Source organism: Paenibacillus yanchengensis (assembly GCF_042684845.1).
In the GTDB taxonomy this organism is placed as follows: Bacteria; Bacillota; Bacilli; order Paenibacillales; family Paenibacillaceae; genus Pristimantibacillus; species Pristimantibacillus yanchengensis.
Genome location: NZ_JBHUMH010000010.1, coordinates 174,382 through 187,054, shown reverse-complemented (window position 1 = coordinate 187,054; position 12,673 = coordinate 174,382). Strand labels below are relative to the sequence as shown.

Here is a 12,673-nt window from a genome sequence, read left to right as displayed (position 1 = left end):
ACAGAGGAGATACATCGATATGGACCTATATTGGACGTGGAAAAAAGAGAAGAAGAAAGCCGAACCCAAGTCATAAGTCCGGCAGATCATATCTAAAGGGAATTTACACATAAAAAAGGACTTGACCGGAGGAGATCAAGTTTATATGAAAAATCATATAAAGTAACATCGATAATAGGTTGAACGTAAGGATTTTATACGATAAAACAAACAAACTACCGCAATTGTGCTGATCGGAATTCATCTTTATACGAAAAAACTTACAAACTTTTGTAAAATCGAATGACAATATTTTTTAGTATCACATTTCAAAAAAGATTGTTCGGGATGAAGTATGCTTCTGAGTAAAACTAAGTTTGATGCAAATTAGAACGTGCACAAACATGAAAAAGTAGCTATCTAGAAAATATAGATAGCTACTTTAAAACGTGCAATGATTTATAGTTCTGCTTGATCAACGAAAGTAATCGTTGCTGCTGTAGTTTCATGTATTTCAAAAATAACGATTTCGTTCGTCCCACTGCGTAATAGTGGAGCAGGAATATAGTACGTTTTTTGTGGTCCTTCGCTCCAATATCTGCCTAGATTAAAACCATTGATGAAAATGACGCCTTTTGTCCACCCTTCTAGCTTGAGGAAAGTGTCTGCTGGTTCTGCATCAGCTATATGCAAAGAACCTCGATAGAAAGTAGGGCGCTTAGTATTGTCCACTCCTATAATGTTAGTATCGTCCATCGTTTGTTGGAAAGGAATATTCGTAACGTTATCGAGCGGCAAGGTGTACATATCCCAGCCATATAAAAACTGGTTACCAAGCCTTACTCCTTCGGTAATACCTTTGCAATCGCGTAAAAGTGGACCGTAATTTGTTCTACCCATATTTTCAACGAGTAAACTTAATGTTGCACCTGGTGCTGGTGTGTCAAAAGTAATTTTTGGCTCGTCTTCTACATCTCGTTCAATGACTCCTATATATTCCTCATCTAAATAGACGGTTGCTCGATCACGAACTTCTTGTATTTCGAGCGGATAAGTATCACGTGGCGCTGGTACAAATGTTTGATAGAACGTAAAACCGTAATCTTGTCCTAATTTCTCCATTGTCAAAGGATAAGCTGCCGTCGTTTTTGTGCCGATTTGATCAAGAATAGAAAATAAAGGCGCACTTTCTTGTAATGTTACCGTTCCATACGCTTTTTTGGCAATAGGCTCTGGTAAAACTAACGGCTCTAACGGAAAGTATTTATTAATGACATCTCGCACAGCATAAAATTTTTCCGTTGGTTCACCACATTCATTTAATGGAGCATCGTAGTCATAGCTAGTTACTGTTGGCGAATATTTCGGGTTGTTCGCACCGTTATAAAAGCCAAAGTTCGTGCCACCGTGAAACATATAAAAATTAACAGATCCATTTAACTTGAAAATAATATCTAATTCTGCTGCTACGTCGTCAGCTTCTCGTGTATGATGCTCTTCTCGCCAATGATCAAACCAGCCATTCCAAAACTCCATGACCATTTTTGGTTTATTTTGCTGGTATAAAGCGAGTTGGGCAAAGCCTTGTTCTGCACGTGATCCTAGATTTACCGTCTCCAATATGCCATCGATCATACCGCCTTGTAACATATGGTGATCTGGTCCATCGGAAGTAAATAATAATACATCTACGCCGCGTTTTATCATACTATCTTTCACATAGTTTAAATACTGTTTGTCATTACCGTAGCTACCGTATTCATTTTCAATTTGCATCGCAATAATCGGTCCGCCATTTGTACAAAGCAACGGTTCCAATCGTGGTAACAACTCGTCGAAATAAGCATCTACTTTGTCCAAAAATGGTTGATAAAAGCAACGTAATACCATATCGGAATCGGCAAGCAGCCAAGCTGGTAATCCGCCAAATTCCCATTCCGCACATATATAGGGGCTTGGTCGGACGATTACATGTAATCCTACTTCTTCCGCCGTTTTAATAAATTGTTCTAAGTCTGCTATGCCTTCAAAATTAAATTTACCTTCTTGTGGCTCGTGCAAGTTCCACGGTACATACGTTTCTACTGTATTGAAACCTCCGGCTTTCAACTTCAATAATCGGTCCCGCCAATATTGTGGGACTACTCGAAAATAGTGAATTGCTCCAGAAATAATCGTAATCGGCTCATTATCTAACAAAAACTGTTCTCCTTCATAGTGAAACGTTGCCATTATCATCACCTCGTAAATTTCTGCTTAATTAATGATTAACTTAGTTTATATTTCAATACATTAATCATAGGAAAAACCGAGTATGAGGACAATTGTAAAACAGTTCGTTTATTTGACCAAATGTTGATGGAATGCAATGATCGGCAAGATAGAAGTTAGAGTGTTATTTTATTATTAAAAATGTAACGATGTAGTAACCATTCAACAACTCCGATAAGTAACGATATATATATAGCAGTTAATAGCGATAAATGCCACTGAAGAATGAAGGAAGCAGTAAATAAAATAATGAAACATAAAACTGCATCCAGTAGTGCCGCAACAACATTATTTGTAACTCTCAGTATTATTTGGTCGCCAATTACATAAGAAATTATTGTAATAACTGTAGCTGTAATAAATGCATTTAAAAAAGACATATTTAAGTAATAGATGAGTGTTGTAATTATTACCGCTACATTAACAAGCCATTTTAATAAAAATTTTATCATGAACGATTGCTCCTTTTGATTTTTAGTTAACTTAAACTAGTATCTAGTAGTATGTATTTTTAGTATGTATTTTTTTATTTTTTCTATCCTATTTTAAAATTTTGTATATTAAAAATGTTTTTAAGTCATAATAATTTCATTGTGTTAGAAAATAAAAGGAGTGTTAAACATGCAACAACAAAATGTAACAAGTTCACAAAGTAAATCTGTTTCGCCACCGATGAATCATGGTGGACATGAACTTTTTGATGTACATGAAGTATTGAGTTGTGCCATTAGCGTATTGGATCAATATATGATGTTCAAACAACATGTGCAAGATCAAGAACTAATGAAGTTGATGGATAAGCAATATCAATTTATGGCTATGCAATATAACATTACTGTTGATTGTTTTAAGTCAGGACAAGAGCCAACTCAAAAAACAACGACTTATTTAATTGATGATGTACTACAACCTGTATATGGTCTACAACCTGGACAACCTAAAATGCCTATTCAATCTATATCCGAAATAAATGATGCAGGTATTACCGATAGTATGCAAGGGCTTATTAAATCGCACGCGGGATTATTAACAAAAGCTGCACTAGAAACGACTAATCCTGTTGTGAGAAGAGTGCTGGCTGCACAAGTACAAAACTTTATCGAAATGTCGTACGAATTGTTTATGTATCAAAACAAAAAAGCTTACTATCAAGTACCACAATTGACTGTAGCTGATATGCAGCATATGGTTCAATCGTATGCCCCTGCCGCAAATATTGCTGCAGGTATGTCAGCTGGGCAAAATATTCATTAGTTGTCATAATAAAGAGGCAGCTTAGAAATTCAGTTTCAGTTTTACTGAGTTTTTAGGTTGCCCTTAATTGTATTTATGAATACGTTTACAAATCGTTGGTAATGCTCTCGATTACAGTTTGGATTTATTATTTTATCTCATGTTGTTTGATATTTCACTTTTTGTAATCGTTGTTTTGAAAATACCACTTGCTAAATAGCAAGGTGTCGTAACATAATTAAAGCGCTAACATTTCGTGGAGAATCAGTAATTATTTCTAATTTTCAACTAAAGGAGAACACATATTATTTGAAGAGAGGTGATCAAAGAGAAGAAAGGAAAACAACCTTTTATAGATTTCTAAGACGTTTCACAGCAACGATTATTCAGTTAATTTATAAAAGGAAGATAAGAGAAGGAGGAATTGTGTTGATCAAATCCAAAAGGCTAACTATATTACTTGTAATGTCCTTAATCTGTTCCTTATTGATTCCTGTAAGCACCTTGAGTGCGGCGACGGAAGTTCAGCCTGAATCTTTCGAGGGAACTAATGTTCCTCAAGAATGGTCTGCTATAGGGGGCGGTTCCGTGTCGCTTTCTAATCTTCATGCAAAAACTGGCTCTAATTCATTGATGTGGACATGGTCAAATGGTAGTAAATTACAATCAACCAACCTTCCGAACATTGCTGAAGCTATGGGCAATAAAGGGGGATGAAAGTATGGGTGTATAATGAACAGCCGATGGCTGATAAATATTTAACGTTCAACCTAGGAACTGTAGCGGAACTGGCGGAGGATATCCCGCGGTATACGTTCAAATTCCATTTGAATTTTACTGGCTGGAGAACTATTTGGATCAAATTAAATAATGAGGCGAAAAATCCGGCTTACACAGGTAATGCCATTCCGACTACGATGGAGATTGTTGCGCCATCATCACCATCAACCGCCAACGTCTTTATCGATCATTTTCAACTAACTGGTCTCATTCATCATACGTATTCGGCTGATAACCAGGCTCCTTATATAAGTAATGATAAACATAGTCAGACGTACCGTGCATCTATGAAACAGACTTCATTACCAGAAGAAACGCAAATAACGATGCAGCAAAAACAAGAATTTAACACGATTATGAATCGCTTGGATGCTTATATCTATGGTGATAATTTGGACTTTGAAAATTTGCCTGAAAGCCCTGTCAAAACTCGTTATAATGCTTTGCTGTCCATTTTGCCAACTCGTATTGCTGAATATGATGCACTTCACATTACTAGAGACGAAAATGGCATAGTACATGGTCCTGGTATTTTTGTTGATGAAGAAACGAGTGCCACCAAGAGTCCGTATGATGGACTGTCGCACAGTAAATTTGAGAAGATTTGGATGGCTTTGGTCCATGATTATAAACTTAATGGAAATGAGCAAAGTAAACAAAAATTCTTTGATCTTCTAGATCATTTTCATGATCAGGGCTGGGCGGATGGTAGTGGTATGGGCAGTCAAGCCTCCATTAAGTTAAGGATGTCTGGTTATGCTTACGGTATCTACTTAATGAGGGATGAACTAAAGGCTGCCAACAAATTCGATAGAGAAATGGCTACTTTACGTTGGTTCAGTAAATTTGGCGATGCACTGGATTTTCAGCCTAGAGACATCAATAGCTTAGATTTGGTTAACACCGATGAGATGAGAACAGTAACGATGTACAATTTGCTGTACATTCTTATAATGGATCATTCGCCAGAGAAGGTCCGTTATATGAAGAGTTTCCTTGATTTTGTCGATAAGGAGTTGGCTGTTTACTCTGGACGTCTCGAAACGCTTAAACCAGGCTATACGGGCTACCACCATGAAGGTCTTTATATGAATTCTTACGTTCCAGATGCATTATTTGTTGGTTCTTTGATTCGATATCTGATCAATGGAACTAGCTTTCAGTTGGAATCAACAACAACAGAGAACATCAAGCAGTTTTTACTTATGCAGCGTTCCTTAGGAAATAAATACGAGATATCGCATAGTTTGTCCGGTCGTTTTCCGCAAGGAAATTCTACATTACAGACACAGTATATTTCCTACGCACTGAACGCGTTAAGTGGAGATGAGGAGCTTAAATCAGCTTTTCTAGATCTTTGGGATCCGAGTAATCCAATCTTTGCTGCTCAATTTGATACTAGTGTGGAAAACTCGATTTATTATAAAGCAACGCTTGGAGAACTGCAGATTTCACAAGCCGCAGCTGACCAGTTTACTCAAGAAGGGATATTGGCACAAAGCCCTGCCGCTGGCTTCAAAAGTTTAAATTACGGTGCAGTGGCATTATTTCGCAAAAATAATTGGTTAGTTACTACAAAAGGATTTAATCAATACAATTGGGACTACGAACAAGGCGGTAATAACAATGTGTTTGGTCGTTATATCAGTTATGGAAATACGGAGATTTTGGTGCCGGGCGGTTACAAAAGTAATGGCCTAGATATTTCTGAAGGTTGGGATTTCAATCGCTGGCCAGGGACTACAACGAAGCATATTCCGCTGCTACAACTGAAAAACTCCAAGCATCGTTCTTATTCGGACGAAACATTCACTGGAGGTGTGAGCAGTGAGGGGCAGTATGGCGTATTTAGCATGAGAATGCATGATACAGCCTTTGATAAAACTTTTCGGGCGAATAAGTCGTGGTTTTATTTTGGAGACGAAATTATTGCTTTAGGATCTAACATTGTAAACAAAGACATCGTAAATCGGACAGAAACAACTTTGTTTCAATCAAATATGAACGGCACTATTATGCCATTTTATAATAATTCTATTCATGCAATCAATACATTCCCTTATAGTAGTACTACGACAACGAATTCCAAAGTATGGATGGTAGACCCGTATGGGAACGGCTATATTATTCCGAATGCTAATGGTCTCCGAGTTGAAAGAGGAGTTCAGCATTCTTATGAAAACAGAGCAAATAACGCAGAGACAGAAGGGAATTATACGACAGCATGGCTTGATCATGGTACAGCGCCAACCAACGGAAGTTATGAATATGTTATTCTGCCTCAAAAAACGGCTGAGCAAGTGGCAACGGCGGCGTTAACCACGGACTATGAGGTACTAAGGAAAGATAATAAGGCGCATGTTGTTAAACAAAATACGAATAACGTTATTGGGTATGCTTTGTTCGATCCGACTATTCCGCTGACGTATGGTGTATTGAAAAGTGTGGATACTCCGGTGTTGGTAATAGAAAAAAATAAATCTGATAGTCATATCGTACTTAGCCTCTCCGATCCTGACCTTCGACTGCCGAAATCAACAAAGCTTGGCAATTTAACGTTGGAACAATTAAAGACGCCAAGTCAACATAAGACGGTATTGGCTAAACTAAATGGCAATTGGATATTTTCAGATGAAGCGCCTGACGGTGTAACACTTGTTAGTTATGATTTAGCTACCGATACTACAACATTGGCATTTGATGCTGTCGATGCAAAAAACTTTGATGTTGACTTGGTGACGCAAGATGTAACTGCCCAGTAATAATTTTTTAAGAAGGAGCTGCCTAGAAAGTCAGTAAAAACTGACCACTGGCAGCTCTTTGGGTTATCTTACCACGCTCTTATCTAGAAGAGCATCGTATTTCATGCGAAGTGGCTAGAAACGTATGCTTTGTACGAGAAAACGTATAAACGAACATGCGAAGTGGCTAGAAACGTAGGCTTTGTACGAGAAAACGTATAAACGAACATGCGAAGTAGCTAGAAACGTAGGTTTTGTATGAGAAAACGTATAAACGAACATGCGAAGTAGCTAGAAACGTAGGTTTTGTATGAGAAAACGTATAAACGAACATGCGAAGTAGCTAGAAACGTAGGTTTTGTATGAGAAAACGTATAAATTTAGCTTTTTGAAGATTGTATCAAGCAAAATCGCCATTTACTCTAGTGGGAACTTGAGGAAATGGTGCAAAAGAAGTTTCATTTCGTTTAGGATTTATTAGACAGCCCTCCCTTTGTTGCCTAAGTAAAGTGTAGAAGGATGCAAGAATGATGAAGGATGTCTGTGAAACCAATAATGTAATGATAATCTACGAATTAATAGTGCCTTTTCTCACTTTTATAAGTAGAGTTTATGTTTTGTTAGTGTACATAGAAGTTAAAAATACCTGATAATGAAAGCGTATCATAATATGTGGAACAGAAAGGTGAAACTAACATGGCGAAAAAAAAGAAGCTCTATTCGGCAATAAGCATTTTGTTAAGTATGGCAATGCTCACGGCAGCTTGTACCTCTGCTCCCGAGGAGAAGACACCTTCGACTCCCGAGAAGAATCAAGCTCCGGTAACAACAAGTTACCCACTCGAAGCAGGTGTTACGCTTACTTCTTGGCAACCTCTCAACAACAATTTGCTGTCGGTTAATATTCAGAACATGGCGGATACCAGCTTTGGAAAAGAACTTGAGAAGCAGACTGGTGTCAAGGTAACTTATACGCATCCACCAGTCGGGCAAACATCAGAAAAGTTCAACTTGATGGTCGCATCGAATGAGTTGCCAGATGTTATTGAATATACGTGGACAGCATATCCAGGGGGACCAGAGAAAGCAATTAAAGATAAAGTTATTTTACCTTTGAATGATATTATCGATCAATATGCGCCAAATTTGAAAAGAATTATGGAAGCTAACCCGGAAGTGGCTAGACAGTTGAAGACTGATAGTGGGCAATACTACGTATTTCCTATGTTGCGGGAGTCAGTTTCACAGTTGGTATATCAGGGACCTGTCGTACGTAAAGATTGGTTGGATGAATTAGGTTTGCCAGTTCCCGAGACGATAGATGAATGGTATGAAATGCTCAAAGCTTTCAAAGAAAAGAAAAATGCCATATCACCGTTTACCGCAAAGTATGCTGGTGGCAAGTGGGATATCGCTGATGTTTTCATCGGAGCGTATCGAACTTCTAACGGTTTTTATCTGGATGATGAAGGGAAAGTACGGTATGGTCCCTATGATCCGCAGTTCAAAGAAGCACTGACGTTACTTCGTAAATGGTATGAAGAAGGGCTTATCGATAAAGATTTTTCTATTCCGGACGCTGATGGGAAAACCCTTGATAACAAAATAACTTCTGGTATTTCTGGCGCTACCGTTGGTTTAATTGGAGGTGGAATGGGACGCTGGCTCGATACAATGAAGGATAAAGACCTCAATTATGAAGTGGTGGGAGTGCCTTATCCAGTGTTGAATAAAGGAGAGAAGGCATTTATCGGGCAGCGTGATTTTGAATATAATCCTTCCAATTCAGCAGCGATTGCAGCGTCATCCAAAAATGTGGAAATAGCAGCACGTTGGCTTGATTATGCATTTAGTGAGAAAGGAAATATGCTTTTCAATTATGGAATTGAAGGCGAAAGTTACGAGCTGGATAATGGGACACCAAAATTTACAGATTTAATAGTAAACAATGAGCAATTTAACGTGCAACAGATATTGTCCCAATACTCGAAGCAAAACGGTCCATACCTTACTGATGTGAATCGAAATACTAACACCTACAAACAACAGGATGACGCAGCCAAAGTCTGGTCGAATACAGAAGCAGAGAAGCACATACTGCCAAGATTTATTACCCCAACAGTGGAAGAAAGTGCTCAAGTAGCCAAAATATTAACGGATTTAAACAGCTATAAGGAAGAAATGTTTGTAAAATTCATCATGGGCAAAGAATCGTTGGACAATTTTGAGAAATACCGACAGCAACTAAACACTATCGGAGTGGAGAAGGTTATTGCTATTTACCAAAGCGCGTATGAGCGTTATCTAGAGAGGTAAAACAAAGAATTCATCTGAGAAAAGCTAGAGAAAGGGGTGTATGGATTGCAAGGTTTTATGAAAGAATTGAGAACGAATAAATACATTTACTTCATGATTGCCCCTGTCCTGTTATATTATATCATTTTTCACTATGGTCCCATGTACGGTGCAATCATCGCTTTTAAGGATTTTAGCCCCGCACTTGGAATTGTAGGTAGTCCTTGGAACGGTTTTACTCATTTTGCTGACTTTTTTAATGGAATTTATTTTTGGCGTATTTTGAAAAATACGATCTTAATTAGTTCCTATGAACTCATCTTCGGATTTCCCGCGCCTATCATAATGGCACTGTTACTTAATGAATTAAGATCCGCTATTTTTAGGCGATTGGTGCAAACGGTTACGTATATGCCACACTTTATCTCGCTTGTTGTCATAGCTGGAATTTTGAAAGATTTTACTAGTTCTGATGGCATTATTACGTTAATTTATGAATGGATAACTGGTAGAAATCTTGGAGAGAGTTTGCTGTTACAGCCGGAAATGTTCCGTACTATCTTTGTATCGTCTGGCATTTATCAGCAAATTGGCTGGGGGACGATTATTTATTTAGCTGCTTTGTCAGGGATCGATATGGAGCAGTATGAAGCTGCCAAAATGGATGGAGCGAATCGTTTTCGTCAGATGATTCATATTACAATACCAGGTATTCTACCTACAATAGTAGTTATGCTTATATTAAATTTAGGTCAAATGCTTAGCGTTGGTTTTGAAAAAATCATATTGCTCTACTCGCCGATTACCTATGAGACGGCTGATGTGATTTCTTCTTATGTATACCGGATAGGTTTGCAAGAATTCAACTATAGTCTTAGTGCAGCGGTCGGTTTGTTTAATTCCGTCATTAATTTCATCTTAGTTATTCTTGCCAATACATTAAGCCGCAAGCTGAATGACACTAGTTTATGGTGAAAGGAGAAATGTTATGGAGAAGCGTACATTAAGTGGCGTCCTTTTCGATTCGATAAATTATATTGTGTTAGCAGCATTGATGGTAGTCACTATCTATCCACTTCTCTACGTATTTCTGGCGTCGGTCAGCGAACCTAGTGAAATACTATCCCATAGTGGGCCGTTATGGAAGCCTCTTGGTTTTACATTTTTGGCGTATAAGAAAGTGTTCGAGAACCCGATGATTTTAACAGGATATATTAATACGATTACTTATGTGGTGCTTGGTTTGGGGTTCAATTTGGTACTAACTTCACTTGGTGCTTATGGATTGTCACGTCCACAAATAAAATATAGAAGACAAATTACATTATTTATCGTGTTCACAATGTTCTTTAGTGGGGGATTAATTCCGTTTTATTTAATTGTAAAAGGTGTGGGATTAAATAATACGTTATGGGCTTTGGTTCTTCCGACTGCGATCAGCACGTTTAACCTAATGATTATGAGAACTTCGTTCGCAGCGATTCCTGTTAGTTTGGAAGAATCTGCGCGGATCGATGGAGCGAACGATATTGTTATTCTCACTCGTATTATTCTTCCATTATCGCTTCCGGTGATTGCGGTTATGACGTTATATTATGGTGTTAGTCATTGGAATTCATGGTTTAATGCGATGATATTTCTTAACGATCGGTCGCAGTATCCGTTACAACTGATCCTTCGTGAGATTCTAATTCAGAATGATACTAGTGCGATGACGGCAGGTTTAGACGTTGGTCAATCTACTATCGTTAGCGAAACGATTAAATATGCAACGATTATCGTAGCGACCGTACCTATTCTTCTTGTCTATCCGTTTCTCCAGAAATATTTTGTCAAAGGGGCATTAATTGGAGCGGTCAAAGGATAGTACTCATTTAATCTAAAACTAGTAATATATCATTGGAGGGTATAAAATGAGTCAGGAAAATAGTGTAAAAAAACAAGATCACGCACAAATTGTGAGGCGGGGTGTTCATAGCTTTAGTAAAGCAGAACAATGGGTTAAGCCTGAAGATCCGCTTCTGCTTGAGCGTCTCGAATGGTTCAAAGATCAGAAATTAGGTCTGATGATGCATTGGGCTCCCTATTCTCAGCTTGGTATCATATCTTCATGGCCGCTTAGCGATGGTGACGCATCTTGGTCGCGTGCTAATATTGATTGGGATGTAGACGCGGAAGAATTTAAGCAACAGTATTTTGCATTAAATAAAACGTTTAATCCAGTTCGTTTTCAGCCCGAACTATGGGCGGAGTTGGCTGCGGAAAACGGATTTAAATATTTGAATTTTACGACTAAGCATCATGATGGATTTTGTATGTGGGATACCAATACGACAGATTATCGCATTACAGGTCCCGAAAGTCCATTCCGTACGCATAAATATGCTGATGTTTGCAAGCAACTTTTCGATGCCTTCCGCGCAAAAGGATTAGGAATCTCCACTTATTTCTCAAAGGCTGATTGGCATACACCAACCTACTGGGCACCAGAATTGAAACAGGGAAATGTGACGTCACGTGCAGCATCCTACGATGCTAAGGAACATCCAGAACTATGGGAACAATTCGTACAGTTCACCCATGAGCAGATTATGGAACTAATGACGAACTATGGTCGGATTGATTTGCTTTGGCTCGATGGGGGCTGGGTGAGACCAAGCAGAGGGGAAGACATTAGACTGGGGGAAGTTGTTGAGAAAGCACGGGAAACACAGCCGTGGCTTTTAACAGCCGATCGTGGTGTTGGTGGAGTATATGAGAATGTGATAACTCCCGAACAAACAGTGCCCGATGTTGCAATGGACGTTCCGTGGGAAAGTTGTATTACGATGGGAGCGGGCTGGTCATTCCGCTATGAAAATGAGCATGATTATAAGCCGATTCGCCAGTTGATTCATTTATTGATTGAAGTTGTAGCCAAAGGTGGGAATTTAGCACTAAATGTTGGACCACAGCCTGATGGGAGGCTACCCAAAACTGCAATAGCTCGGATCAAGGCTCTAGGTGAATGGTTGAATGTTCATGGAGAAGGAATCTATGGTACACGTATTTGCGAACCATATTCTGGAGACAATTGCTATTTTACTAGAAAAGGTGATACCATTTATGGCTTCTACTTGTATGCAGACGATAATGAAACAGTACAGACAGAAGTTCATCTTCCGATAACGCAATCTTTCGAATGTATTGATCTGCTTGGTGGACAAGAGAATCTGGAATACCGCCCGACAGAAAGTGGCATCGTCATTCAAATACCGAAAAATGAATCATCTGTTCAAGCGCCAATCGCGCATGTGTTTCGAATGAGGTAATTTATTTTACGGAGATAATAAGATCAGTTAACAGTAAAGAAAGCGCATTCGCGACCAGATACC

At 38.6% G+C, this 12,673-nt stretch carries 9 protein-coding genes; 7 read left to right on the top strand and 2 right to left on the bottom strand.

Annotated elements, in window-relative coordinates:
• Positions 1-438 precede the first annotated feature (438 nt).
• Positions 439-2,211, bottom strand: coding sequence for a glycoside hydrolase family 35 protein (locus ACFSTH_RS03145; RefSeq protein ID WP_377769659.1), 1,773 nt, complete (start codon positions 2,209-2,211; stop codon positions 439-441).
• Positions 2,212-2,366: 155 nt separating this feature from the next.
• On the bottom strand, positions 2,367-2,702 hold the full coding sequence (locus ACFSTH_RS03140; protein ID WP_377769660.1) for a DUF2512 family protein: 336 nt from the start codon (positions 2,700-2,702) through the stop codon (positions 2,367-2,369).
• Between the two features lie 169 nt (positions 2,703-2,871).
• Between ACFSTH_RS03140 and ACFSTH_RS03135 the strand changes: the two genes are divergently transcribed.
• From ACFSTH_RS03135 to ACFSTH_RS03105, 7 genes are all read left to right on the top strand, one after another.
• The gene (locus tag ACFSTH_RS03135) at positions 2,872-3,504 is read left to right on the top strand and encodes a spore coat protein (RefSeq protein ID WP_377769661.1); all 633 of its coding nucleotides are present in this window, start codon (positions 2,872-2,874) and stop codon (positions 3,502-3,504) included.
• A gap of 288 nt (positions 3,505-3,792) precedes the next feature.
• The gene (locus ACFSTH_RS03130; RefSeq protein ID WP_377769662.1) at positions 3,793-4,200 is read left to right on the top strand and encodes a chondroitinase family protein; all 408 of its coding nucleotides are present in this window, start codon (positions 3,793-3,795) and stop codon (positions 4,198-4,200) included.
• Complete coding sequence (locus tag ACFSTH_RS03125) at positions 4,197-7,025, top strand: chondroitinase family polysaccharide lyase (protein WP_377769663.1); 2,829 nt, start codon at positions 4,197-4,199, stop codon at positions 7,023-7,025. Before ACFSTH_RS03130 ends, ACFSTH_RS03125 begins: the two co-directional genes overlap by 4 nt.
• 675 nt (positions 7,026-7,700) lie before the next feature.
• Positions 7,701-9,320: an extracellular solute-binding protein gene (locus ACFSTH_RS03120; protein ID WP_377769664.1), complete on the top strand. Its 1,620-nt coding sequence runs from the start codon at positions 7,701-7,703 to the stop codon at positions 9,318-9,320.
• A 57-nt stretch (positions 9,321-9,377) separates the two neighbouring features.
• Positions 9,378-10,274, top strand: a complete 897-nt coding sequence (locus ACFSTH_RS03115) for an ABC transporter permease (RefSeq protein ID WP_377769813.1) — start codon at positions 9,378-9,380, stop codon at positions 10,272-10,274.
• Between the two features lie 13 nt (positions 10,275-10,287).
• Positions 10,288-11,166, top strand: coding sequence for a carbohydrate ABC transporter permease (locus ACFSTH_RS03110; protein WP_377769665.1), 879 nt, complete (start codon positions 10,288-10,290; stop codon positions 11,164-11,166).
• Between the two features lie 46 nt (positions 11,167-11,212).
• Positions 11,213-12,610: an alpha-L-fucosidase gene (locus tag ACFSTH_RS03105; protein ID WP_377769666.1), complete on the top strand. Its 1,398-nt coding sequence runs from the start codon at positions 11,213-11,215 to the stop codon at positions 12,608-12,610.
• Positions 12,611-12,673 lie beyond the last annotated feature (63 nt).